The sequence below is a fragment of the Paenibacillus segetis genome (assembly GCF_014639155.1).
GTDB lineage: Bacteria > Bacillota > Bacilli > Paenibacillales > Paenibacillaceae > Fontibacillus > Fontibacillus segetis.
This window is the reverse complement of the sequence record NZ_BMFT01000004.1, coordinates 179450-205391: the sequence shown is the minus strand read 5'-3', so window position 1 is coordinate 205391 and position 25942 is coordinate 179450. Positions and strand designations below refer to the sequence as shown.

At 42.6% G+C, this 25942-nt stretch carries 18 protein-coding genes; 7 read left to right on the top strand and 11 right to left on the bottom strand.

What is annotated here, in order from left to right; genetic code table 11:
- Window positions 1-32 precede the first annotated feature (32 nt).
- From IEW05_RS21840 to IEW05_RS21830, 3 genes are all read right to left on the bottom strand, one after another.
- Window positions 33-1679: an extracellular solute-binding protein gene (locus tag IEW05_RS21840; RefSeq protein ID WP_188541977.1), complete on the bottom strand. Its 1647-nt coding sequence runs from the start codon at window positions 1677-1679 to the stop codon at window positions 33-35.
- 61 nt (window positions 1680-1740) lie between these two features.
- Window positions 1741-2631: a carbohydrate ABC transporter permease gene (locus tag IEW05_RS21835; protein WP_188542096.1), complete on the bottom strand. Its 891-nt coding sequence runs from the start codon at window positions 2629-2631 to the stop codon at window positions 1741-1743.
- A gap of 31 nt (window positions 2632-2662) precedes the next feature.
- On the bottom strand, window positions 2663-3601 hold the full coding sequence (locus IEW05_RS21830; RefSeq protein WP_188541976.1) for an ABC transporter permease: 939 nt from the start codon (window positions 3599-3601) through the stop codon (window positions 2663-2665).
- Between the two features lie 256 nt (window positions 3602-3857).
- On the opposite strand from IEW05_RS21830, the gene IEW05_RS21825 reads away from it, so the two are divergent.
- The 4 genes from IEW05_RS21825 to IEW05_RS21810 all read left to right on the top strand — a co-directional run bounded on the left by IEW05_RS21825 (window position 3858) and on the right by IEW05_RS21810 (window position 11838).
- The gene (locus IEW05_RS21825) at window positions 3858-5285 is read left to right on the top strand and encodes a response regulator transcription factor (RefSeq protein ID WP_188541975.1); all 1428 of its coding nucleotides are present in this window, start codon (window positions 3858-3860) and stop codon (window positions 5283-5285) included.
- Complete coding sequence (locus IEW05_RS21820; RefSeq protein ID WP_188541974.1) at window positions 5282-7051, top strand: sensor histidine kinase; 1770 nt, start codon at window positions 5282-5284, stop codon at window positions 7049-7051. Before IEW05_RS21825 ends, IEW05_RS21820 begins: the two co-directional genes overlap by 4 nt.
- Before the next feature lie 165 nt (window positions 7052-7216).
- Window positions 7217-8866, top strand: coding sequence for an SWIM zinc finger family protein (locus tag IEW05_RS21815; RefSeq protein WP_188541973.1), 1650 nt, complete (start codon window positions 7217-7219; stop codon window positions 8864-8866).
- Window positions 8863-11838 carry a DEAD/DEAH box helicase gene (locus IEW05_RS21810; RefSeq protein ID WP_188541972.1) on the top strand — a complete coding sequence of 992 codons (2976 nt, stop codon included), beginning with the start codon at window positions 8863-8865 and terminating at the stop codon, window positions 11836-11838. Before IEW05_RS21815 ends, IEW05_RS21810 begins: the two co-directional genes overlap by 4 nt.
- A gap of 61 nt (window positions 11839-11899) precedes the next feature.
- Here the strand turns inward: IEW05_RS21810 and IEW05_RS21805 are convergent, their stop codons facing one another.
- A complete protein-coding gene (locus IEW05_RS21805) occupies window positions 11900-12691 on the bottom strand; it encodes a metallophosphoesterase family protein (protein WP_188541971.1) in 792 nt (263 codons plus the stop codon).
- 193 nt (window positions 12692-12884) lie between these two features.
- On the opposite strand from IEW05_RS21805, the gene IEW05_RS21800 reads away from it, so the two are divergent.
- Complete coding sequence (locus tag IEW05_RS21800; protein WP_188541970.1) at window positions 12885-13757, top strand: AraC family transcriptional regulator; 873 nt, start codon at window positions 12885-12887, stop codon at window positions 13755-13757.
- 75 nt (window positions 13758-13832) lie between these two features.
- On the opposite strand, the gene IEW05_RS21795 is transcribed toward IEW05_RS21800, so the two are convergent.
- The 6 genes from IEW05_RS21795 to IEW05_RS21770 form a co-directional block, all read right to left on the bottom strand.
- A complete protein-coding gene (locus IEW05_RS21795; RefSeq protein ID WP_188541969.1) occupies window positions 13833-15323 on the bottom strand; it encodes an arylsulfatase in 1491 nt (496 codons plus the stop codon).
- Between the two features lie 76 nt (window positions 15324-15399).
- Complete coding sequence (gene gnpA / locus IEW05_RS21790) at window positions 15400-17574, bottom strand: 1,3-beta-galactosyl-N-acetylhexosamine phosphorylase (RefSeq protein WP_188541968.1); 2175 nt, start codon at window positions 17572-17574, stop codon at window positions 15400-15402.
- 14 nt (window positions 17575-17588) lie between these two features.
- Window positions 17589-17765, bottom strand: coding sequence for a DUF6903 family protein (locus IEW05_RS21785; RefSeq protein ID WP_188541967.1), 177 nt, complete (start codon window positions 17763-17765; stop codon window positions 17589-17591).
- Window positions 17766-17774: 9 nt separating this feature from the next.
- Window positions 17775-18668, bottom strand: a complete 894-nt coding sequence (locus tag IEW05_RS21780; RefSeq protein WP_188541966.1) for a carbohydrate ABC transporter permease — start codon at window positions 18666-18668, stop codon at window positions 17775-17777.
- 12 nt (window positions 18669-18680) lie between these two features.
- On the bottom strand, window positions 18681-19574 hold the full coding sequence (locus IEW05_RS21775; protein WP_188541965.1) for a carbohydrate ABC transporter permease: 894 nt from the start codon (window positions 19572-19574) through the stop codon (window positions 18681-18683).
- A gap of 117 nt (window positions 19575-19691) precedes the next feature.
- On the bottom strand, window positions 19692-21068 hold the full coding sequence (locus IEW05_RS21770) for a carbohydrate ABC transporter substrate-binding protein (protein ID WP_188541964.1): 1377 nt from the start codon (window positions 21066-21068) through the stop codon (window positions 19692-19694).
- Window positions 21069-21295: 227 nt separating this feature from the next.
- Here IEW05_RS21770 and IEW05_RS21765 point away from each other — a divergent pair, with 227 nt between their 5' ends.
- On the top strand, window positions 21296-22138 hold the full coding sequence (locus IEW05_RS21765; protein WP_188541963.1) for an AraC family transcriptional regulator: 843 nt from the start codon (window positions 21296-21298) through the stop codon (window positions 22136-22138).
- Between the two features lie 86 nt (window positions 22139-22224).
- Here IEW05_RS21765 and IEW05_RS21760 read toward each other — a convergent pair whose 3' ends face one another.
- Window positions 22225-24414 (bottom strand): alpha-galactosidase, encoded by a 2190-nt coding sequence (locus IEW05_RS21760; protein ID WP_188541962.1) that lies wholly within the window; start codon window positions 24412-24414, stop codon window positions 22225-22227.
- 253 nt (window positions 24415-24667) lie between these two features.
- Between IEW05_RS21760 and IEW05_RS21755 the strand changes: the two genes are divergently transcribed.
- On the top strand, window positions 24668-25942 hold the full coding sequence (locus tag IEW05_RS21755; RefSeq protein WP_188541961.1) for a hypothetical protein: 1275 nt from the start codon (window positions 24668-24670) through the stop codon (window positions 25940-25942).

Sequence of the window (25942 nt, the reverse complement as noted above, 5' to 3'; positions counted from 1 at the left end):
ATACCTTCAGGAAGTTGCCTCTTAACTATTTATTAATTCATGCCTTCTTCTGCGGCTTTAGCGTTGACTTCATCGATCATCTTGTCTAAGCCCTTCGCCTTATAATCTTTCATTATTTTTTCCCATGCCTGATCAACAGGTTCCTTGGATAACATAACCTTCAATAGATCATCATGATCCAGAATGGTGAACTTATCCTTGGTTGCTGTGGACATATACGTTAAGCGAATATCATAATCGGGAACCTTGGTGTTCTCTAGAATCCAGTCGATATATTCAACGGCATCCTTACGAATCTTTTCATTCGAAATGGTTGGATTATTCATGTCATAGCTGTCTGAAGTTTCGTAGGAAACAAGGTTCTTAAAGAACATTCTCGTTGGGTATTTCTCCGTTAGCGAGGTTGTTCCAATCATCACCTTTTTGTCGCCCTCAACCTTGTAATCTACATCCTTCTTACCGTAAGTAAGTAATTCTTTGCCCTCTGGTGAAAGAATGTAATCATACAGGGCCATAATCCGCTCCATTTTTGCATCGCTTATTTGACCGCTGAAATAACTCTCCGACCAGAAGGTCTTGAAGATTGCATGGTTACGTTCCCCATCCGGTCCGATCAATGGCTTAAGCACTTTGACACTGTCCGTAATTTCCGCATCTGGGTAAGCTTCTTTCCAACGCTTCACATAAATTTGTTGATCATAGTTAATGTAACCACCACCAGCAAGAAGTGCTGCGGCTTTACCCGAAGCGAACTTGTCATAAGCTACATCAGGTTTCGTAAGAGCAATATCTGGGTCAATCAGATTATTGTCATACATATCTCTCATATTCTGTAGAGCTGGAAGTGCATTCTTAGAAAATACAGCTGGAATTAATTTTCCATCTTCCTTAACCCATTTGAAGTCGTTGCCACTTCCGTCACTAGTAGCTAGCGGATTGCCATAGAGCCAGAAGAACCCGCCAAGCATCTTCACCTGTCCTGCGGTAAGTCCAGTAATTTTCTTGCCTTCTGCATCCTGTTTTACGATAGCATCAAGCATAGCTTTAAACTCATCCCATGTTTCAGGTTCTTTGGTAATTCCAGCTTTCTGAGCCAAATCCCATCTGTACAGAACCATTCTATCGAGTGCGCTCCAGTCTACACTAGGAAACATCCGCCGTGGAACCGTATATTGCTTGCCGTCGACGCTTAATCCTGCGATGTCTGGTGTTTCAAAGAATTTCGCCAAGTTCGGATAATTTGTCAGATCCGGGATGGCCTTAACGACGCCCTGTTCAACCCATTTCTTCTGATACTGAGTTCCAATTGCATCAATAGCAAATATATCAGGAAGCTGTCCGGAAGAAGCCCACATCTGAATCTTCTGAGCATAATCATCCCATGTGGTATTGACTGGCTTGATTTTAATATTGAACTTATTTAAAATTTCTTGGGCAATCGGATCCTGATCAATCTTGGAAATTTCGGAATCGATATCCCAAAATGCTATGGAGATCTCCATAGGTTCCTTATACGGATTGTCCGAATCTACGCTCGAACTGACTTCTGAATTCTTTGCTGCATTTCCGCTTGTACTTCCTGCATTGCTGCTGTTACCACCTCCGCAGGCCGATAATAGGCTTGCCAGCAACGTCGTGCATGCTACGAGAGTGATTAATTTACTTCTCTTTAATTGCATTGATGAATCCTCCCTTTGTCATTGCATATTAGGATAATAATAAATTTATATTTATGTTTCCTTATCCCTTAATGGATCCAACCATGATGCCTTTATTAAAATGCTTTTGTAGGAAAGGGTATACCGCGATAATAGGTACGCAAGTGATTACTATGGTCGCCATTTGCAAAGCTGGGGTGTAAACCTTAGCAAAGTTCCCCTTTGCGGCCATATCCATGGCCATGGTGTTAAGCAATGAATTGGATGTAATTAAGGTCTCTCTAAGATAAATCTGAAGTGGTACCTTCGAAGAATCACTAATGAATATCAACGCATACCACCACTCATTCCATCTTTCCACTGCATAGAACAAGCCAAATGTAGCTATGAATGGTGCGGATATCGGCAAGATGATTTTAAGCAAAATGTACATATCATTTGCTCCGTCCAGCTTGGCTGATTCTTCAAGACTCTCAGGGATCGTGCCAAAGTAATTCTTCATTATAATAAGATAAAAGGTATTGAGTCCCGCCGGTATAATCATGACGAGGAGATTATTAACTAGGCCTAGTTCCTTCACAACAAGGTAAAACGGAATTAATCCTCCGTTAAAGAACATCGTGAATAGGATCAAACTAAGCATACCGTTTCTACCTGGCATCCCCTTTTTAGATAGAGCATACGCACCTGCAACGGATAGAAACATACTAAAAGCCACACCTGCTACTAGCACGATGACAGAGTTGATGAACGAAGTCCAAAACTTCATATCCGCCAAAATAAGCTTATACGCCGATAGATCGAACGACTTAGGTAAGATATATAAATTGCTTTTACTTATCACATCGAACCTCGCAACCGAGACAATAAGTACGTTATAGAATGGAAAGAATGTGATCAGGGTGAGTAGTCCTAGAACGATATAGGCTACGATGTCAAAAGTGCTCCATTTTTTTCTCTTCTTTTTTATCACGGCATCCAATTTGGTGTCCTCCTTATGCTGATTAATACAAGCCTTCCTCACCAAGCTTCTTCACGATCTTGTTCGCCGTAACCAAGAGTACTACGCTAATGATGGACTTCAAAATCCCTACTGCTGTGGTATATCCAAAATCCCCACCCGTTGTAAACGAGGTTCGATAGATATAGGTGTCGATGGTATCCGCAACGGAATATACCGGTGAACTGTAAAGGTTAAAGATTTGATCGAAGCTAGCCCCCTGTGACATCAATTGACCAACGTTAAGAATCAATAGAATGGCTACGGTGCTCTTAAGACCCGGCCATGAGATATGGAGTAAGCGTTTAAATCGATTGGCCCCATCCATTTCCGCAGCCTCGTACAACTCGGGATTAATACCTGAGAGCGCTGCCAAGTAAATGATAGAGTCCCAGCCAATTTCACGCCAGATGTGCGTAATGTACAATATCGGCCGAAATGCATTTTCATCTACAAGAAGTGCTGACGCTTCTCCCCCAAACATCACGATCAATTGATTGAATATTCCCTCTCTGCTCATGATATTGACGATGATACCCGACAACACAACCCATGAGATAAAATGCGGAAAAGTTAAGATCGTCTGGAATACACGTCTCGCTACGGTTCGTGAAAATTCATAAAGAACGATAGCTAGGATGATAGGTGTCGGAAAGTGCGTAACCAACTTCACTATACTGATCAAAATCGTATTGAAGAAGGCACGTCTTAACTCCATATCCGTCAGAATCGTTTGAAAGTGCTCTAACCCTATCCACGGACTTCCAAAAATACCCTCTCTATAGTTGAAAGTCTTAAATGCCAGCGTGACCCCATACATTGGGGCGTAACTAAATATTGCATACCAGATTAAAATAGGTAGAACCATAATATAAAAGTACTTATATTGTAGGATCGTTTTCCACAAGCTCTTTTTATGTACATGATTCGTCATTTGAGCCATCCATTATCGCCGCCTTTCGCTATTATTGATAAATTGATTCTGTATCGTGGCGCTATATGATAAATTATAGGTACATAACGAATAGGCGGGTATGGACAAAAAATTCTAATCATTTGGATTTTTCAATGAAAGTGCTTTCATTTTTTTTGGAATCTGAATTTTAGACATATACATCGTAGTTTAGTCTATACCAATCAAGTCCTACCACTATTAGGATCGACTTATGAGTATCGCTTACAACAAGGGGGGGAGCAACATGTATAAAGCTATCGTAGTCGATGATGAGAAATGGATTGTTGAAGGAATTAAAGCAGGCGTAAGCTGGGGAAAATATGGGTTCGAGGTCATCGGTCATGCAGATAATGGGTTAGAGGCGCTCCAATTGATCAAGACTCTGCGTCCGGATCTGGTACTTACTGATATTAAGATGCCAGAGATGAATGGCCTAGAATTAATTAAGAATGGTAAATCTGTCTCTCCTGAAACCTTGTTCGTGGTGTTAAGTGGACATGCGGAATTTGCCTATGCACAGAGAGCTATTAACTATGGCACCTTCGGTTACTGCTTGAAACCGTTCGAGATCGAAGAGATTCATAGTATGCTAGCAAGGGTCGCCGATTATTTACATGGTAAGTTAAAAACGAAATCACCCTCGCTTTCCCTCGACATGTACGAAGCCATCTGCTCTGGTAATACATTAAAGATGAAGCAACTCCTAGAAGATTACGATATGCCGCTTCATCCGAACTCCAAAATTACGCCGATTGTAATACAAGGAGTAAATCTTGCATCAGTTAATCATGAAGTAAAACATTTCAGCTTTTCGATGAACCTCCGCCGACAAGGTTTCCTTGTCTACGATGAATTGAAAGAAGCTTTCCTTCATTCATGGAATATGGCCCCTCCATCAGGTTCCTTTAGTGCGGGTGTAGGTTATGCCATATCGGATGTTGCTGAGCTGGAAGCTTCGCTTGAAGCTGCTTCACTGTCTGCATACGGCATATTCTCTACGGGGAAGACAGGCATCTATCCAGCTAACAATAAGAATAGTGTCCCCATCAACGAAACGCTTAGGGATATTAAGTTTGCTCTTGAACACAAAGACCGGATCCAATTCATTAAGATTCTGGAGTCTTCAAGAGACCTATTCCACAATTTAACCTTTACAATTAAAGACGCCTATTTGATTTATACGACGGTAACGTATCTGTTCTTTCATGAGGGTAACCAGATCGATATTCGATTCTTCGAAGGATATGAACAGCTGTATACGCATTATGGCAATGTCGATGCCTTGATCGACGATATTCTCAAGAACTCATATACTCATTTCACCGAGGAACTACCCGCTAACGCAGTGAAAGTAGCCCATAAAAAGGTAAAGGAAATCGTAATTTATTTGCACGATAACTTTACTCAAGAGATATCAATCCAAGGACTTGCAAGCAGATTTTATTTAAGTCCTAATTACTTATGTCAATTGTTCAAAAAGGAGGTCGGAGAAACCATCGTGGAATATGTGTCCCGTCTGCGGATTCAATATGCCTGCAAGCTTTTGAAAGAAACCGACCACACCATCCAGCAGGTTGGAGAACAATGCGGTTTTCAGGATTATTTCTATTTCACAAGAATTTTCAAGCGATATAACAAAATCACACCTACACAATACAGGGTGAACAAATGAAACCCTTCAAGAAGCTATCTATTCGAACACAAGTCATGATTATTGGAATGGTGATCATTGCCATGATCCCCTTTGTTATCATTAAGGTATATCATCAGGCCAGTAGAACGATCATTAATCAGAATACACAATATAATACGGAGCTTGTATCCTTGCTGAAGCAGAAGCTGTCTGCTAATTATGCTAACGCTTCCAATCTGATGATGAATCTCGGCTATGATACTACCGTACAAGCTTTATTTATCGAGACGGATAAACTTAAGATGTATAACCTTTCAAAAAATGTCGAGAGTCTGATAGGTGTCGTGAAAAATACCAATAAAGATATACTTGATATTGTGATCTTAGGACGCTTGAATACGAAGACACCTTTTGTCGGAAAAATGAATGATATCAATACGGTTATGGAGCAGGCTCAAGATGATGGTGAAGTCCACTATATTGGATATCGTAAAGAGGATTATAAAATACCAAAGGATAACTTTTTGTTCGGCATGAATATTTATTCCTATGGCGATACTCCTCTCTATGGAGAAAAGGTAGGCTTCATCGCCATTGCGCTGGATGTTAAGTCTATTAATACGGAGCTTGAGCGTTATCCCCGCTTGGCCGACACTACCTTCATCGTGATGGATAATCAAGAGATTGTTTATACCAAAAGCAACGAGGATGATCGGCTGATTGATCAATTCAAGCAGGCGGGCATGCAGGCAAGTAGTGATAAAGCATATATGGCGAGTATCGATGGTAAGAAATATGCCATACAATCTTTTGATCTGCCGGAGATTTCGGGGAGTATCGTTACAGCCGTACCGATACATAGCTTGATCAAGGAATTGGATACATTAAGGAAAACCAGTTATATGCTACTGGTGGTTACATTGCTCTTGTTCTCCATTCCCTATACCATACTAATGATGAATATCCTTAAACCGCTTACCAAGCTGATGCGCTTCATGACTAGACTAAAGTCCGAGAATTTGAATGTCCTGCATTCGCAGGTCTCCCTTGAAGGCTATGCAGAAATTGAGGTCATATCCTATGAGTTCAACACGATGCTCGAGAGAATCAATGATCTAACTGGACGCTTGATTGAAACTACGACCAATTTATATCAGGTTGATTTGGAGAAGCAACGAGCGGAATACGCCTATTTGCAAAGCCAGATCAAGCCACATTTTCTAAGCAATACTCTCGATTCTATTAAAGGAATCGCCATCGTCAAAGGTAATCAGGAAATTTATGAGATGACGAACGCATTAAGCACGATGCTGCGGTACATTATCAAAGAGAAGGATGAGGTAAGTTTAGGAGAGGAACTCAAGATTGCAGAAGCCTGTGTCAAAATTCACCAAGGTCGGTTTCCAGATAAGATGACGTTCGAGTTCTATTGCCCTGAAGAATTTCTCCCCATTCCCGTACCCAAAATGTTCATTCAGCCTATTATTGAGAATGCACTCAGTCACGGGCTAGAACCTCGTGGCAAAGGAGGATCACTCCTACTTAGTGTGGAGAAGTCTGCCACCAACTGCCTTGTCATTACCATTATCGATAACGGAGTAGGACTCTCCCCTTATGACCTTTCCAATTTAATTGACAGATTGAATAGTAAGAATGTTACTTCAACGGAGCATATCGGCGTACAAAATGTACATAATCGGATATGGATGAAATATGGAGACCCTTATGGAGTCAACATTCACAGTGTTGAAGGACAAGGTACTACCGTTATTATTCAGCTTCCTATTTATCGCATGGAACAATAGATAAGTATCAATAGGTCAGCCAGTTTTTTCTGGTTGACCTATTTTTAACGCCCTACGATGATGGCAACCTTCAGAATGTATTTCTTATCCCGTTCCTTTAGGTACTTCAGATATGTTAGATTAGATAATAGCTTTATTACACTACACTCCCTTAGGAGAATAAATATGAGCCTAAAATATACCCTTGATGATACACAGTGGCAGATTCTCATTCATAAGGTCGGAGAAAACTTCAATGATCTTACGATAAAACGTGGATTCCAATATTTTAAACAAGAGCGTGTCCAGCCTTTGAAAGTATCCAATCCTGAGCAGATTGAAGCCCTTGTCGAAGGTAATGATGAGGATAAGTACCGCGTCACTCTTAATCTGGACTCCTTATCCGAAAGTCGTTGTTCTTGTCCTGTTCCAGCCTACTGTAAGCATATGATTGCTGTTCTGCTTGATTACGTCAGCCAGCAGGGGCGGTCTGTTCATGCCATCGTCAATGCCAATTCAACGGCGATGTTTAAGCAGCCTACGAGACCCTTACCCCATAATACTTCCAGTTCGCAGACAGTGGACCGTAAGGCAGAAGAAGCCCTTGCTAAATTGCAGGAGCAAGCTAGTCGGATACCTTTTATGAACATTAAGGAATGGCATGAATTATTTAAGCTGAGCATTTCTTCAGTAGGCTTCAATAGTCCAAACGCGCAATATGCTAAAAATGCGCTGGCTTCAATCTATAACCTACAGCCTCAACTTTCACCTGTCTTAGAGCTGTTATATAAACTTCATGCTCATCTATTTGTGCTTGAAAAACTGGTACATCCCTTACAAAATTCAGGAACGCATAGAGATATTTTCATAGGGTATCACACACAGGTTGCTGCTGATGATATGCATGAAGAAGTTAAACGTATATTGCGCAGTACGCTTATGATTAAGGATGAGCCGGAGCAGTGGCCTCGTATTACAGAGACATTAAGTTACTTACGCGGTCACATGCTGGTGGAAGCTAAAAATCTCAAATACTTTTCCGAAATTTATGATCGGCTGTGGCTGCAATGGATTCACCCGAATTTGCAAGACGAGTCGATGTATGTGGAGGAGCTAGAACAGTTAAAATTAGCTCAAACTGAGCTCGGCACCACACTTTCTAAGCTTCCCTGGTTGTTAGCACAATGCCAAATGTACTTCTATTTAGCTCAAGATGGGCCGGCTTGGGAACTGCTTCAACAAGCTAACAAGGGAATGATCATCCCGCCCGGGCGCTTACTTCATTTCTTACATGTTCTATCTTCAACTGAGCAATGGTCCAGGCTACAAGAATGGTTGATCACCATCGGTCCGATGCTAAGTAGCCTTCGGGAAGAGCATTTGAACGAGTATGTAGCGTATTGGGATAAGGTGATCCAACACTTTCCTGATTCTGAGCAGCATTTGTGGAATAGCCTTGTCAGTATGCTACCTTATTCGCGGAATATATATGAAGAAGCCTTACTCACTCACGGTAAATGGCAGCACTGGATGGACTATCAGCTAAGCATTGGCAAGGAACCATTAGATTTTCGTGTCAGCGTTATGCAGCCGATAGAAAAAAATGCCCCAGAACTGCTCCTACCCTTTTATCATCAGGCTGTTGAAAGATATATTCTACTCAAGAATAGAGTTAGCTATAAAGCGGCCGTTAAGCTATTGAAACGTTTGTCCAAACTGTACAAGAAACTGAAGCAAGAAGAACGCTGGGAGCAATTCATCACCGCATTCGCCAGCCGTCATAGTCGGTTGCGCGCATTGCAAGAGGAGCTTCGAAAGGGGAAACTGATATCATGAGACATTACACAGAAGCCATCAGGGTCCATATCAGTCTCAGCGCTTACGGAGATGCTCTTATTTACGGATCTATTCATGGTAACAGTTATGTATCTGGATTGTACTTGAAACAACGTTTGTTCGCCTGGCATGAGGCTTCTTTCTACGGTACTGAATTGGAGATTAGGCAGGTTCAAGAGGTGGAACTTGTTGTTCTTCCATCCGAATACGTGCTCTCCTTCTTTGCAGAACATAAGCTACTGAGTCATATCGAATGGGTATGGGACGAAGCGGCCACGCAGTTGATCCAACTCGTCTCTGCGTTGAATACCTGCATTGTAGAGAAGCAATATATTCCTAGCTTATCTGCCTTCCAGGAAGGAAAGCTAGCGTGGACTTGGGATAAAAAATCCTTAGATTCTAAGGTGCGATTCGCTTTAGAGAGCATGGATAGCAGCAGTCCTGATGATTACGATGGATTAAGTGCGGCTTTCTCATCTGCCGTCTCACACCGTTACTATGGAACGGAAATAACCGCTTCAGATTTACGAAGCGAATATCCGATGCTCTTTGCTAAAGACAGTGCGGCCCTAGGCTTGAATGAACAAGCATGGTTGATTTCAATCGGCTGGAGGGCAGATACTGCACCCTTCCGGCCCCTGTTGCAGCTACTGGAACCCGATGATGAAGAGCCATTTTGGCGCCTCAAGCTGGTGCTGCAAGATAAGTTCGATCTCTCGGTACTTATTTCGGTTCGGCTTGCCGAAGATGGACACGTATCCGGTCAATGGCCGGATTCTTGGTCAAGTCACATTAGTGAGCGCTCCATTGGATGGCTGGAGCATTTACGTGCAAGTCTCCCAAGGGAGCAATGGGCCGAGCAAACGCAAGATGTACTGGGCAAACCGTTGTCCGACGAGGCGGCTTGGCAGTTCTTAACGGTAGACAGCCGCCGTTTACTTGAAGCGGGCTGGCAGGTTCTACTTCCTGCTTGGTGGGAAGCAGCTAGCCGCAGAAAGCCAAAACTTCGGGCGAAGGTTCGCGCGGGCGAAGGCAGTGATGATCGACAAGGGAGTAACGGCAGCTCATTATTCGGGCTGAATTCGATTATTCAATTCGATTGGCGCATTGCTATTGGAGAGACTCAGCTAACTGAAGCTGAGTTTGCCGAGCTCGTCGCTCGCAATGAACGCTTAGTTCAATTTCGAGGACAATGGATCCCACTCGATCCCGCCCTACTGGCGCAAATTCGTCAAGCTATGGATGGCGTGGATAGCTCGCAGGGACTATCCTTTCAGGACATCTTACATCTGCACCTACTGGAGAGCAGTAATCAGTCTTACAGCGGCCGATCAGCTGACCAGCCAGAGGAAGAGGAAGAAACCCCAGAGCGCATCCAGCTTGGGGTTGAGCTCAATGAACATCTGATCAAACTCATGAGTCAGCTTGGACGACAATCTGAATGGCCAAAGCTCCCCGTTCCGAGTGAATTAAGAGCAGAGTTGCGGACCTATCAATATGATGGCTATTCCTGGCTCGCTTTTTTACGGCGCTTTGGACTCGGTGCCTGCCTGGCAGATGATATGGGTCTTGGTAAAACCGTACAATTCATTGCTTATTTATTACATCTAAAAGAGACCAACATGGATGGAGATAAGGCCCTCCCTTCTCTCTTGATCTGTCCGACTTCGGTACTCGGTAACTGGCAGAAGGAATTAAGTCGATTTGCCCCTTCACTTAGAGTGATGCTCCACTATGGGAGCGGACGCTCTAATGAGGAGGCTTTCCAAGAGGAAATCAGGCAAGCGGATGTCATATTAACCTCATATGCCACCGCAACACTTGATCAAGAATTACTAAAGGAATTTACATGGGACTCGCTATGCCTTGACGAAGCCCAAAACATCAAAAATGCCCAAACCAAACAATCTGCTGCGGTGCGAAGCTTCCCAGCCAAACATCGGATCGTGCTTACGGGAACACCTATAGAGAATCGGCTCTCTGAGCTGTGGTCTCTCTATGACTTCATGAACCCAGGTTATCTGGGAAGTGCTCGGGCATTTAATACTCGGTTTATTCAAGCGATTGAAAAAGACCACGATGAGCAGCGCACAATCAATCTTCAGAAATTAGTGAAGCCATTTATGCTTCGCCGTAAGAAGAAAGATCCCGCGATCCAGCTCGATTTGCCTGATAAGAATGAAATGAAAACCTATATTCAGCTTACAGCCGAGCAAAGTGCTCTCTATGATCAAACTGTAACCGACTTAATGAACAAAGTGAAAGAGTTAAAAGGGATCGAAAGAAAAGGAGCTATTCTAGCTACGCTCACCCATCTAAAGCAGCTGTGCGATCATCCAGTGTTGTTAACGAAGGATTTCTTGCCTGATGCTCAAGGAGAACAAGAGGATAGCTCTTTAGTAACTGAGATGTTAATCAACCGTTCATCCAAACTGGAGCGCTTGCTCGAAATGGTCAAAGAGCTGCGAGATGAAGGCGAGCGTTGCCTGATCTTTACACAGTATATTGGTATGGGAGAGATACTGAAGCATGTTCTACAGGGGGAGCTGGGAGAACCGGTGCTCTACCTGAATGGAAGTACATCCAAAACGGCACGTGACCGCATGATTGATCAGTTCCAATCACAAACCTTGCCGCCTGCTGAACAACCGAATGTATTTATACTTTCGATCAAAGCAGGGGGCGTGGGGCTTAATCTGACAGCGGCGAATCATGTGTTTCACTTCGACCGTTGGTGGAATCCCGCCGTAGAGAACCAAGCTACGGACCGAGCTTACCGGATGGGGCAGACTAAGGATGTGCAGGTACACAAGTTCATCTCGCTTGGTACGCTTGAGGAACGCATTGATGAAATGCTAGAGAACAAGCAACAACTCAGCGATAATGTCATATCCAGTACCGAGAGCTGGATTACCGAGCTGTCGACCGATGCACTCAAAGACCTATTCACATTACGGCGTGATTTGGTCTGATGAAGGTCCTCTGACTCGTACGCCGAAGAGCAGATCATGGGAAATATCCTTGATCTGCTCTTTACCGTTTCCTGTCTATTCGTTGCAATCCTTTATCTAGTAGCTTCCGAAGTAGTTGTAAAATATGCGCAACCCAGCCCTTATTTTTCTGCACAGCGCAAGTTTTGTATCCCTCTCCCTTAATCTCCAACCCGTTTAATTGAAGACCATAACAGCAACCGCCATCGATGCCAATCTTCTGATCCCCGAAAAATATCTTAGCTGAATTATGTATTCGTTTCGTTGGTATATGTCCAAACACGATCGTTTTATTGAAGAGATTTGCACTGTCTAGGAATTCTTCGCTTCCCCACAAAAAAGATTCATCTGGCTGTGATCGGAAGTCCCCTGAAAAAGCAGGATCAATGCCCGCATGTACAAATATATGTCTGTCATCCTCGGTATACAGCGGTAATGATTTCAAAAAATCAATGTGATGTTGATAGTATAATTTGATAAACGCCTTAGCTTTATTGTATTCAGCGTAGTTAAAGCCCTGCTTGAACCAGTCTATACCGACATAACTTTTTAATGTGGATAGACCCCCATTTTCGATCCATACCGCATTATCATTACTTTCCATCGCATCGATAAACATTTGGTCATGATTGCCTCGTAGCGCAATAGCATTTCCCTGTCCCTGGTCTACCAGTTGCAACACCCGCTCAATGACTTCCTTACTCTTAGGACCTCGATCGCAATAATCACCGAGCAGAATCAATTGATCCTCTGAAGGTCTATACTTCACCTTGTTTAATAGTTCAGTAAATTCATCGCAACAACCATGGAGATCACTAATCACCAGTTTCCTCATGCTCCAAATCCCTTTCAACATAACCTATTAGCGAGACGCTCTTTCCTATCTTATCACCCAACTATGCTAACTGTCTGTCTGAATTGTTTCTTGCAGAGACGCCAAAAAGGGGGTAAACTCTGAGGAAAAGTACGTGTACTAGTTACATATACTAGTATTTAATTGACCCAGCCATTCAGAAAGGAACCTACCTATGTTTCGCTCCTCCTATTCGATCCGTTCAGAAGAAGCTACGATGCTTCTATTCGATTCCATGGGTTGGGAACTGATCCAATCCCCTGCATATTCATTTGACGGCCAGACTAGGTCTGAGACCAGTAATGTCATTTTTCAATATACGCTGTCTGGAGAAGGTCGAATTGAAGTCGATGGATCGGTCCATCGTTTAACAAAGGACAACGCTTTTCTTGTGACCCTCCCCAGTATGCACAAATATTATTATCCGGAAGAAGGATCGGAGCCTTGGGAATTCTTATGGTTAAACATACGTGGTCCCTTAGCGATCCCCTTATGGAATCAGTTAACTGCGCATTGTGGCCCCATTGTTCAGCTCCCACAGGAATCTTCGCCAATCCGCCTATTGTGGAGTATGTTCGAGGATATACAGGTACATGAGGACAGAAATCTACATGCCTTATCCGCAAAAGCATTTCAATGGATATTATCTATGGACAGCTTGCTGAAGAAACCAAATATGTTAACCGATCATATTAAGAATGAAAAGCTACATACAGCCATTCAGTTTATGAAAGAAAATCTGCACAAAAACCTAAGCTTAGATGATGTTGCCAATCATATCGGCATTTCCAAGCATCACTTATGCAGGTTATTTCAAAAAAACCTCAATCTCTCACCCTTCGAATATTTAAGAAGGCGTCGAATTGAGGCTGCTGCTTCCAAGCTCAAAACAACCGATATGACGATTAACCAAATCGCCGTTGAAACCGGGTTTGATAATGCCAGCTATTTTGGAAAGGTGTTCCGTTCGTACTTTGGAGTCAATCCTCTAGCCTATCGAGAACAGGATGTAGAGTTTTCGGCCAAGCATGTGTTTTTTGAAACCTAGTTCATGTAGCACAAAAAAGGGACAAACGGTTAGTGTTTGTCCCTTTTGCATCAAGTCTGATGACTTTTAACAGTACTATTCAGGTCTCAGATGAGATAATACGGCAACAGGTGTGCAACCAACAACTAGACTGTCATCTTGTACATATCCCTCTTCACGACCCTTGAGCTCATGAACTAATGCCGAACGCCAACGTTGAATACGTTCTTGCAGCTCTGGCTGGTGAATTAAATTGTGTAGTTCACTAGGATCCTCTACTAAGTCGAAGAATTGCTCCTCACCTGTTTGCGAGTACCAAATATACTTTTCCTCGCCATTCGTTACCCAATGATTAGATTTAATTCCTTGCTCATGCTCACCATGCAGATATTCACGCCATGGATTTTCTCGTAATTCCTTATTAGCTCTTGCTAAATTCCATATACTTTTTCCTTCTACTGAACCTGGGATCTCTGTGGAAGCAGCATCTAATAGAGAAGGCATAATATCACGTAACTCAATAACCTCGGAAGCTACAAAACCTGAGGCTAGATTTAGGTGACCTCCCAAGTCATTCACAATAAAAGGAATATGTGCGCTTCCCTCATATGGTAACGACTTTCTAAATAAATGATGATCCCCTAGCAATTCACCATGGTCAGAAGTAAACATAATGATCGTATTCTCTCGTTCGCCATATTCACTTAGCACCTGCAGGAAACGACCGATTTGATGATCAATATGTGTTATTAACGCATAATATGCGGCCATTGCCGTCTTCAATCGACGCTTTGGAACGATGCCTTGCGAAGTAACAGGATTGAACCCATTCAACCCTGGATCTTCCTTCATCGCCCATTCTCCGACAACCGGTTCAGGAAAATCTGCATCTTTATACATATCAAAATAGGTTTGCGGTGGATCAAGTGGAGAATGAGGTCGTACGAATGACATCCACAGGAAAAATGGCTTACTTGGATCCCTACGACGTAAGAAATCAACAGACTGATTAACGGTCCAATTCGTTGGGTGCAAGTGTTCTGGAAGCGTCCACGGCCTTGCAACTGTGGAAGCATTACAGTCAAGCCCTAGATCTAGTAAGTCTGCTCCTGGAACTTGTCCACGCAGCCATTGCAAGTAATCATCCACTTCATCGTAGTGTTCTTGAACAGCAATATTATGTTTATTGCGGTTATAGTGAAGATAACCATCGTGCAATACAACATTATGGAATCCAAGTAGACTACGCGCTGGATATACATGCATTTTACCAACACATTGCGTATGATAACCCGATTTAGCTAATTCTCCTGGTAACGTCGTTTGGTAATTCCACGGCACACGTTCCTGATAGCCGACACGTCCGTGAGAAGTTTGCTTTAGCCCTGTAAAAATAGCTGCTCGAGCCGGTACACAGGTTGGTGTTGCGGAATAAGCATGATCAAATCGTACCCCAGTTCGAGCTAATTCATCCAAATTAGGCGTTTCTACTATGGGATGGCCCAAAATACTTAGACAATCAAATCGCATCTGGTCTACTGTAATCAGTAGAATATTGGGACGCTTAGACTCCGTAGTTGGATTCATATCGTTCGCCTCCTCTTGATGCAATACTAAACTAAACGTAGAATGGCTTCAATAATATTCCACACATGAGCGTGTATTAAATCTCGTACCATTTGATCTCATTGGCTTCCAGCTTAAGTGAGAAGCTAGAGCCATCACCACGATAAACGACGGTTTCCTGTGGCTCATAAGTGTTGTTCACGACGCAATATTTGCCGTTCTTAACATAGGCGTGGACCTCAACATTATAGTTTTCACTGAACCAACGGTTTAACTCATGGTCACTGTGCGCGCTCCAAAGGATGGCACGATACAACAGACGACTGTTCTCGAAGCTGTATGGCAAACCACTTATATATACGCCGCGTCCGCTGCCAAATTCGTTGGTAGCGAGTTGGACTTCTTTGTCGATGTGACGGAGGATCGTGGTACCTTCTAGTGCAAAGATATTTTTCTTGCCCTCACCAAAGTCGATTTCCTTGTTTCCATCACTGTTTGTTTTGCAGTCTGTAGTAATGAAATGATCATGCTCATCCCAGTTATACTTATCATAACCTAGAGTAAAGCCTCGTTCTTCCTCTACGCCGAGGATATTTGCCAGTTGAAAATATCGTCCATTGGCTTGATGCGCTGTTGGCTCGCCAACACCGATGAATCCGCCACCCTCATGAACAAATTTCTTCACTGCGGTAACGATATCTGTATCTAGCCACCATTCTCCACCCGTATAAGCCGTATCCCCATCACCAACGTTCAAAATAACGTCAATTCCGTCTAAAATGGAGGCATCTTGCTTGATATCGTCGAAGCTGATGAATTTTACATCGAAAGGTGCACCGGAGAGTGCTTCAATAATGCCAGCATAGCTGTAATTTTGCTTATAATAGAGTGCATGATGGACCATATGGTTACCCCATGCCCGCATTTTGCCCCAACAGTTAAGCACCGCTACCGTCTTAACACAATAAGGTGTTGTTCCCTGTACGTTGTCATAGAGTGTACGGAATTCATCTGTAACGCTCTCTACATAGTCGATAAACTCTGGGAAATCGAGTGCAAGCTTGAGATATCCACCATAACCAATCCGATCGATTGGTTTGCGCAGGATCGCGCGACGTGCCGTAACCCAGTTCACCTTGGCTTCTTTAACAGGATCTCCGCCTTCGTGGAAGGTATCTGGGAAGAAGTAAGGCAAGAAACGACCTTCTGTGTATTTAACACCTGGAATGTCACTGATCAATCTTAGTGTGGAACCGTTACCTACACTACCGACTACGGCATCAAGACCAATCGAAGCAAATTCCTCCATGAAAGGCTCAGTACCGATCCAATGATCCCCCAAGAACATCATGGCCTCTTTACCACATTCGTGGGTAATATCGACCATTTCCTTAGCAAGCTTCGCAACTTCACGGCGCTGGAATGCTTGGAAATCGCGGAACTCCTTGGTAGGTATCCGATAGTTGTTGTTGTAGTAGCCTTGATCGATGATAAACTCAGGTCTGAACTTATAACCAACCTCTTCCTCAAACTGTTCGAGGATATAAGGGCTAACAGAAGCTGAGTATCCGTACCAGTCCACGTATTTTTCACGAGCAAGCTCATCGAATACCAGGGTGAATTGGTGGAAGAAGGTTGTATAGCGAATCACATTGACATACGGATGATCTTCGATGAATTTGCGAATACGCTTCATTGTAAATTCACGAGTTTTCGGTTGACGAACATCAAAAGTAACTTGATGCTCAACGTCTTTCCATTCATTGATTACCGCATTATACATATGAACTGGATCCCACATAATATAAGCCAAAAAGCTAACGGTATAGTCATGGAATGGGATTGTAGTGATGGTCACATCGCCAGTTTTATCGTCATAGCTCCATTGTTCAATCGGAACGACTTCTCCAGTCGTGCGATCGATGACTTCCCACCAGCGCTTGATATCATCGCGGCAGTTCACTTTGAGCATATCAGGATAAAGCCCCTTCATGAGGGTGATGGACAGGCTTGAACTTTCAGCCGTATAAAAAGGTGTCATCAAATACATTTGTTGAATTTCGTCAGGGTTCGCATTTGCCCATACGTTATCCTTCCGAGTTGTATAATAAGTGGAGTAGACCTTAGCATCGATTTCCTGCAGCTCCGTGGGGAAATCAGTACCGTCGCAGTCACGCACGGCGTCCGCTCCCCAACGTTTCATGACCTCTTGTGTTTGTGAAATTACGTCCAAATCAGTTGGAATGGTGACACGTCCTCTTGTTTTACTCATAGATGCATTCTCCTTTATTTGTATTTACGATTATAGAACCATAGTAGACCAATCAACATGGCGAGCCCAAGTAGCATGAGCCCAAGTCCAGGGGCACCAATATGTTTTTGCCCGACAATAACCAGTCCCATGCCGACGATAAACACGATCAGCATCAGCAGACCGCGTAAACCATTCATCGAATCATTCATGTTATCACCTTAACCTTTCAGCCCGCCCATAGTCATACCTTGGGTCAGCTTCTTTTGTACTAGAATATATAGAATAAGGGTTGGAAGCATGACTAGTACTAGACCTGCGTACATCTGACCGTACTCAACAGCTGATTTTTGTGCTGCCATCAGGTTCATTAAGCCCACCGGTAACGTTTTAAATCCTGGTTTGGGTAGTAGTGTCATAGATACGATATATTCATTCCAGAAAGATAGGAAGTTGAACAAAATGACGGTTACAATGCTTGGCTTGGCCATTGGCATAATAACTTGCACCATGGTACGAAAATAGCCTGCGCCATCCACGGAAGCGGCTTCCTCGTATTCTTTTGGTAGTGATTTGAAATATCCCGACATCAGATAAATCGTGAATGACAGTGACATAGCAGCATAGACGATCGCTAGTATGAACAAATTGTTCAGTAGAAAAGGATGTCCAAAGATACTACGAATCGCCTTGTCACCGTTGTTTAGCATGAGGAAGATCGGAACGACGATATAGTTAACATTGATAAACAAGCCCGCCATGAACATCATGTTCCAAAAACCATTTCCTCTAAATTTAAACCGAGAAAGTACATAGGCTGCTGGCAACGCCACCACGAGTAGAAGCACTAGTGCCATTGCTGTCACAGTAACGGAATTAAGCATGTAGGTACCCATTTTTGCCTTTAGCCATGCGTCAGCAAAGTTCTGTAGATAGATCCCTTCCGGAAGCGCCCATGGGTTGCCATAGAACTCACTATCTTGCTTGACGGAGGCAAGAAACGCCCATAGTACAGGGACTATGATGATTACGGCCAAAGCGATCAGTATAACGTAAATGAAACCTTTATAGAACTTATCGCTACCGCTACGCAGTGTGTGATTATCTTTCTTCATCTTGTCCCCTCCTTAATATTCCAAATGATCTCGTTTGGTAACTATATTCAAGATCGCAGCAAGCGCAAACGAGAATAGGAACACAACAACACCGATTGCCATTCCGTAACCATATGAGGAGTTGGTATAAGCTTCTTTGTACATATAGCTCAGGAACACCTCAGTGGAACCGTCCGGACCGCCGCTCGTCATAGCCATTACGAACAGGAAGCTCATATTAATCGTGCTGATGATGAAAAAGGTAAGGGTGGTGCGGATGTTCGTCCAGATCAATGGGATGGTGATAGAGAAAAACTGCGTCATTCGACCTGCACCCTCGAGTCCAGCTGATTCATACAAACTCTCAGGAACGTTGGCCATACTTGCCATATACATCACCATGTAATAGCCAATCGCCTGCCAAATCATTGCGCCCCCAAGGCTGAAAATAACGATTTTCTGATCTCCGAGCCATAGAATTGGATCGGCTCCTGCTCCACGGAACAAATTCATGATGGAGTTCAACAACCCGCTATTTGGATCGAAAATCGCAGAGAAGATCGCACTGATTACTACAACAGACAGGATGTTCGGAATATAGAAGATGACGCGTAATAGATTTTGCCCTTTCAGTTTTTCACGAGAGAGCATAGATGCAAATATAAGTGCAAAGGCAAAGGTTACGACCGTGACTATAACAATAAGTAGTACGCTGTTTTGAAAGGTCTGATAAAATTTATCACTGTGAAAAAGCTTGGTGAAATTTTGAAACCCTACAAAGGTTTTGTTATCTGTATAACCGCCCCACTTGTACAGTGACATCCGAAATACGTCAAATGTAGGGATAATCAAGAAAACGACGAACAGGAGAACGGCGGGTGCTAGACAGAGGAATATAAAACGCCCTCTTCCTTTGTTGATTTCCATTGGCAATCTCTCCTTCTTAAGGTCAGAATAATGGTGGACAGCTTATGCTGACCACCATTATTCTCAGGCTTTCTTTAGATCCCGTCATTGATGGGAAATCCTTAGAAATCCGCTTTATTATTTTTTCAATGCACCACGCAGCGCGTCGCTTGCTTTCGTGATTTCCTCAACCCATTGTTGCTGAGTCTTAGCACCTGTAACTAGTGAATCGATCGAGCCAAACACATTATCCGAGATATTTACGCCTTCAACAGGATCAGTTGTCGCAAATGCACCCATAGATGCTTTTGCACCATTGTCATAGATACTGTAGAAGAGTTTGTTGTCTCCATCGAGCTTATCAGACATGCCTTTAATTGGTTGAACCGCACCGACTTTGGCGAAAATAGCTGCTGCTTCATCGGAGTACAGATAAGCGATAAACTGTTTTGCTAGATCAGCATTTTCAGCTTTTGCAGGAACCCAAATTTGTTCAAAGAACGTGTAAGAGTAGCGGTCGCCACCAGCTTTTACTGCCGGTAGAGCAGTGAAGCCCCATTTGAAGCCATCTGCACGTGGTGCTTTACCCATTTCACCAACTACCCAAGTACCGTTAGGCATGAATAGTGCTTTGTTATCTAGAATAAGTTGTTGGTTTTTTGTAAAGTTATCTTTGTTACCATTCGCTGGAACCGTTTTTTCTGTGTATGTCGCTAATTTAGAAATGAGATCAAATACTTGTGTAGCTTCAGGAGATTGCCACACGCCTTCGGAGTAGTGCGTCGCGTTCGTGAAGAAATCCGCACCGCCTACTTCGTTCAGTAATGCATAGAAGAATGAATCAAAGTAACCTGTTGTTGGATAGGAGAATAATGCAATTCCCTCAGCCTTAGCCTTGTCACCTAAAGCCCACATTTCGTCCCAAGTCGTAGGAACTTCCCATCCCTTTTGTTCAAACAAACCTGCATTGTAGAATAGTCCGGTAGGGCTATAGAACATCGGCATGAGGTAAGTTTTTCCGTCGCCATAAGGGTTAGTGATCGTTGTATCGGTGAATCCTGGGATCAGCTTATCCTTTACAGTAACGCTTTCACCAGGGATCGTCATAGACAGTACATCCGTAAGATCGATTAGGTTATTATCTTTTACAAAGGTCTCAGTCAAGCCTTTTTTCTGACCTGTTGCTAAATGGATGACATCAGGGAAATCTCCAGATTTCATGCCGGGTCCAATTACATCTTCAATATTTTTATCGATTGTAGTTTCGACTTTCACTCCAGGGTTAGCTTTTTCAAATGCTGCTGTAATCTCTTTCCATACATCAGCACCGTAAGCGGTTTCCAAAGCGGCTAGCTTAAGTGTGCGATTTTCAGTTGCCGGAGTGGAGTTCGCTGGTGTGTTAGTTGAATCTGTTGGTGTAGAAGAATTAGAACTACTTTCAGAATTGTTGCCACCACAAGCCGCAAGGCTAAGGGTCAGTGCAGCTGTGAGTGTAAGGCCAAGAACTTTTTTCATAATACCCCTCCGTATTTATCTTTTTTTGTTGATTCATCGTAACCGTTTTCATTCATCCTTCTTACTCTTCTACCTTAGCGCATCGGGCCATTTTATTTCTACAGACATGTTGCCCTTGATTTTATATATCTTGCTTTTATAATGAAATTAATAAATTACAAATGATTCTATTTTATTTATGAAGATTAGTGGCAGGATAAGCTCATATAGGAAAGGGTGAACCGCATTTGGGAAATGTTCGCTATTGGCTTCCTGGTAAGGGGCGTGGAGAGATTCCCGCTAGGTTGCTCTATGTCAGTTCCGCAATTTATGAAGGTGATTGGTTCAGCATACGTCATACTCATAATTTTGCTGAGCTGTTCTATGTCCGAAGTGGGCGGGGGAATTTCATTGTCGAGGATGAAATCTATCCTGTGCGGCAGGACGATCTTGTCATTGTAAATCCGAATGTGGAGCATACCGAGGTATCAGTTAGTAGTGATCCTTTGGAATATGTTGTACTTGGGGTTGAGGGGATGAGCTTTGACTTTGGGGATCGAAGTGGTAGTCGAAATCATGAAATCATCAATTATCGAAATCAGCGAGATGAGTTATTATTCTATTTCAATGCCATGCTTCGGGAAACGGAAAACAAGGATGAAAATTATGAGGCCATCTGTCAAAACTTACTCGAGGTTGTGGTCATTAGCTTAATGCGTTCCTCTGGTCATCCATTCTCTGTCGTAGCTACTCAAAGGGCTAATAAGGTCTGTAGCCGGATCAAGCGGTATATAGACTCGAACTTTGCGGAGGATATCTCACTCGATTCCCTGGCTGAAAAGGCACATCTTAGTAAGTATTATTTGGCACATACCTTCGCTAAATATTATGGAATGTCGCCTATCAATTATTTAAATGAGGTCAGATTACGTGCGAGTAAGGAACTGCTAGAAACTACGGATCTTTCCATTTCTGAAGTTGCGGGTTCCGCTGGTTTTTCCTCGCAAAGCTATTTCTCTCAAAGCTTCCGTCGGAGCTGTGGTCTAACTCCGAGCGATTACCGACTTCAGACAAAAAAACGAGTTCAATGACAGACGTGGCATAAAACTAGGGGACCTCCCCAACAAAAAAAGGACAAACGGTTAGTTTGTCCTTTTTTTGTTGCTCTTTTTACATATCAAACCTCTTGTAAGACGAAAAGGAGACTTCTATAATCCCCCTCTAAATGCGAAATAGAGAGTCCGAAGTACATCAATTCATCTCCCCTATAGACCTCCCCGTTATGCTGCAGACGATATGATTTATCCGGATCGAGTCCTGTCAGACGTAATCTAGAAAGTGGGGCATTCGGCTCGGCAAGAATCTTAAAGTAAGTAGCAAAAGCTTCTTTCTTATCCTCCGATACAAACATCCACGCTGTCTCATTTCCTTCAAAAGGGCTAAGTAACCGATAAAAATCTCCAAACTGGATCAGCTCGCGGAGTTCTTTGTACTGAGCAACCTGTTGTTTGATGTCTTCGCACTCAGACTCACTTAGCTTGGTCAGATCCAGCTCGTATCCGAAATTCCCGGACATCGCGACATGGCCTCGCGTCTCCAAAGGGGTGTTGCGGTGTACCTGATGATTTGGAACGGCTGACACATGAGCTCCCATGGAGCTTGCGGGATATACCATACTTGTTCCATATTGAATCTTCAATCGTTCAACGGCATCCGTATCATCGCTAGCCCAGGTCTGCGGCATATAATACAACATTCCTGGGTCGAATCGACCGCCGCCGCCGGAGCAGCTTTCAAATAAAATATGCGGGAATTGGGAGACGATTCGCTCCATCACCTTATACAGGCCAAGAATGTAACGGTGACCCGTTTCTCGTTGGCGCTCCGCAGAAAGTAATGCGGAACCAATCTCCGTCATATTCCGATTCATATCCCATTTCACATAGGTGATAGGTGCCGAAGACAGCACGGAACTGACTGAATCTACAATATATTCTTGTACATCTGGACGCGATAAGTCGAGAATCAACTGGTTACGGCCTAATGTTCTAGACTGATCTGGCACATGCAGACACCAATCTGGATGTGCACGGTATAGATCACTGTCTGGTGATATCATTTCCGGCTCGAACCAAAGGCCGAACTGCATCCCCATTGCCGTAATATCTTCTCCTAGCTTACCAAGTCCTTCAGGAAGCTTGCGCCGATCTTCAACCCAATCGCCCAATGAGCAGTTGTCACTGTCACGTTTCCCGAACCATCCATCATCCAGGACAAACAACTCCAGACCAAGCTCTTTGCCTACGTGGGCAATTTCTTTGATTTTATCTGCGTTAAAATCAAAATACGTCGCTTCCCAGTTATTAATGAGAATAGGTCTTTGCTGATCACGGAACTTGCCTCTGCAAAGTCTAGTTCGATACAGCTTGTGATAGGTTCGTGACATTCCACCTAACCCTTCAGCCGATCGTACAAGTACAGCTTCAGGTGCCTGGAATGTATCTCCCGGCTCAAGCAACCACTGAAAATCAAATGGCTGAATCCCCATCCCAACTCGAGTCATCCCATATTGGTCTACTTCCGCTTGGGCTAAGAAGCTACCGCTGTAGACAAGACTAAACCCGTATACTTCACCGTGATTTTCCGTCGCATCCTTCGCAAGCAAGGCAATAAACGGATTTTGCTGATGACTACTGGCGCCGCGTTTGCTATCAATCCGATGAATCCCTGGCACAAGTGATCTCTTATGCACATGGCGTTCTCTGGCCCATGATCCCGACAACTGCAGCATATCAAAGTCAGAATGATGAAAATCAACATTAGCGCTTAATACCCGATTCAATATAACCTTGTCTTGTCCCAGATTCTCAATCCGTACGGACCGTGTGATTGCATCCAGATGATTAAATACGGTGTAGACAAGAATCGCCTTTAGTCCGCTTTTTGCATCCTGCAGAACAATTTCCAGCGTATCTGCTTCATCCTCATGCTCAACATACGAGGAAGGAAGGCCCTCTAAACGCGGCTTGCCTTTACTGATTGAATAACCTTCATAACGAAAATCAGTCACTGTCGAGCCATCCTGCAAATGAACTTCTAGAGCAGGTTCCCGATAGTCCCCCTTCCCATAGGATGGAAATTCATTTGGAAGTGTGTCTAAAGAATACGTCTTATCCTCCAGTAGAAAACTCGGACTGAATGAGGGTCTTTCCACTGAATCTAGTGCTTGCTGGAATGACTCCCCTCCTAGTTTCGGACCCCAATAGAGATGGGCTGGAACTTCACCCTTAGCGATTTGAATGATGTAACTGGATTTGCTGGACTGCAAATGGAACACCCGGTTACTGTTATCATAATAAATGGACATAAATATCCTCCTAATAATAGATTCTCATAATCTCTCAGAGCTGAGTAAGCTATGACTGACTTCATTCTTCGAGAACTATTTTAGAGGCATTCGAAAACGGTTTCAATCTGAATATAACAACATCCAGTAGTAAAATATTGATCCTATTGTTCTGATACAGAAACCATACTCTATTAAAATGTAATTATTTTCATCGTTTCTATCTACCATTCGTTGTAAAATTATATATAAAATAACGAATAGGGAGATTAACATGTTAGCTAAAGAAAAAAAATTAAATAATACTGATCATTTTTTTGCTTATGCAGATAACTCGTTAGGTGAATTTGAGCTCCAAAACTTTAAATCATTAATGAATTTTTATTTAATTTTTCAAGATAGGTTAGTTATACCTGACTCATTTCTAATCAATAATAACAATCTAATTACCTTATTCGGCTCTGAAAGTTATGGTTATCGTAAAGCTCTTGAAAAGGGAATTATCATCCCTGCTGTCCGCCAAAATATTACCTCTATAGAAGAACTTCATGATCAGTTTCAAAGTAAGGGCGATGCCCACTCTTCAAAAGAATACATAAGAGATATTGACTACTTTTCAAAGAAACACCGTCTGTCCTGGGATTTAAAAGCTGTAGAAAAACAATTTACTGAAAGTGTGTTAAAACTCATACAACCTGGAACAACACAATATTCGGAATTTGAAAGTTTACTTAAAGTTGGTTTGCATAATGACATTTTTAACTTGTTAGAATCAAAGGGAACATTACATCGGCTAGAAATATCTAATATTGTAAATCAATCCTACAAAGCCTCCTATCCTAGAGAAACTAATCTTTTTTTAGGTTCCATTACCGCTAACTATCAAACAAATATACCTAATTTACTTAATTTAGAAATTGCTTACCCACAGCTCAAGCAAAATCTTGTGGAGGGTAGAGATTTAATTAAAGAATCACGTATTCATCATTCTCAAAGTGAAGTCAAGGTTAAGGAACTGTTTGACCATTTCGACTCATTACTCTTCGACAAAGAAGTATTATCCATGTTGAATTATGAAGAAATCGCTCAAATTCGATCTCTTCCTGAGCATAAGAATTTTATAGCAGCTTGGAATAAACTTTTAAACAATGAAGAAAAGAAATCCTCTGAACATGAAAATGATTTTATTATTAGACTTGATCAATTCAATAAAGAAGTATTAAAAACTCTAGGACTTATGGTAAATAGAGAGAAATTTCAACAATTAAATAAGCGAAAAAAACAATTGAAAATATTAAAATATACATCAACCGGGCTTAAACTAACCAATACAATAATTAGCTTTCTTCCTATTCCAGGAGTAAACTATATTGGATCTGGATTATCAATGGCAGATAACCTTTTTGAGAAGAGCATTTCATCTAAAGAAAAGTATCTTGAATCTTTATCAAATATTCAATCTGCAGCAGGTATTGAAATATTAAACAATAATAGATCGGGTACTATTAAAGAAACTCTTGGCCTTTCATCATCAAGATTAGGAGGATGA

Excerpts from the sequence above, each read along its gene's own strand:
- IEW05_RS21840 (WP_188541977.1), bottom strand. The coding sequence starts at position 1,679 with ATGCAATTAAAGAGAAGTAAATTAATCACTCTCGTAGCATGCACGACG.
- IEW05_RS21830 (WP_188541976.1), bottom strand. The coding sequence starts at position 3,601 with ATGGCTCAAATGACGAATCATGTACATAAAAAGAGCTTGTGGAAAACG.
- IEW05_RS21825 (WP_188541975.1), top strand. The coding sequence starts at position 3,858 with ATGTATAAAGCTATCGTAGTCGATGATGAGAAATGGATTGTTGAAGGA.
- IEW05_RS21820 (WP_188541974.1), top strand. The coding sequence starts at position 5,282 with ATGAAACCCTTCAAGAAGCTATCTATTCGAACACAAGTCATGATTATT.
- IEW05_RS21815 (WP_188541973.1), top strand. The coding sequence starts at position 7,217 with ATGAGCCTAAAATATACCCTTGATGATACACAGTGGCAGATTCTCATT.
- IEW05_RS21810 (WP_188541972.1), top strand. The coding sequence starts at position 8,863 with ATGAGACATTACACAGAAGCCATCAGGGTCCATATCAGTCTCAGCGCT.
- IEW05_RS21805 (WP_188541971.1), bottom strand. The coding sequence starts at position 12,691 with ATGAGGAAACTGGTGATTAGTGATCTCCATGGTTGTTGCGATGAATTT.
- IEW05_RS21800 (WP_188541970.1), top strand. The coding sequence starts at position 12,885 with ATGTTTCGCTCCTCCTATTCGATCCGTTCAGAAGAAGCTACGATGCTT.
- IEW05_RS21795 (WP_188541969.1), bottom strand. The coding sequence starts at position 15,323 with ATGAATCCAACTACGGAGTCTAAGCGTCCCAATATTCTACTGATTACA.
- gnpA (WP_188541968.1), bottom strand. The coding sequence starts at position 17,574 with ATGAGTAAAACAAGAGGACGTGTCACCATTCCAACTGATTTGGACGTA.
- IEW05_RS21785 (WP_188541967.1), bottom strand. The coding sequence starts at position 17,765 with ATGAATGATTCGATGAATGGTTTACGCGGTCTGCTGATGCTGATCGTG.
- IEW05_RS21780 (WP_188541966.1), bottom strand. The coding sequence starts at position 18,668 with ATGAAGAAAGATAATCACACACTGCGTAGCGGTAGCGATAAGTTCTAT.
- IEW05_RS21775 (WP_188541965.1), bottom strand. The coding sequence starts at position 19,574 with ATGGAAATCAACAAAGGAAGAGGGCGTTTTATATTCCTCTGTCTAGCA.
- IEW05_RS21770 (WP_188541964.1), bottom strand. The coding sequence starts at position 21,068 with ATGAAAAAAGTTCTTGGCCTTACACTCACAGCTGCACTGACCCTTAGC.
- IEW05_RS21760 (WP_188541962.1), bottom strand. The coding sequence starts at position 24,414 with ATGTCCATTTATTATGATAACAGTAACCGGGTGTTCCATTTGCAGTCC.
- IEW05_RS21755 (WP_188541961.1), top strand. The coding sequence starts at position 24,668 with ATGTTAGCTAAAGAAAAAAAATTAAATAATACTGATCATTTTTTTGCT.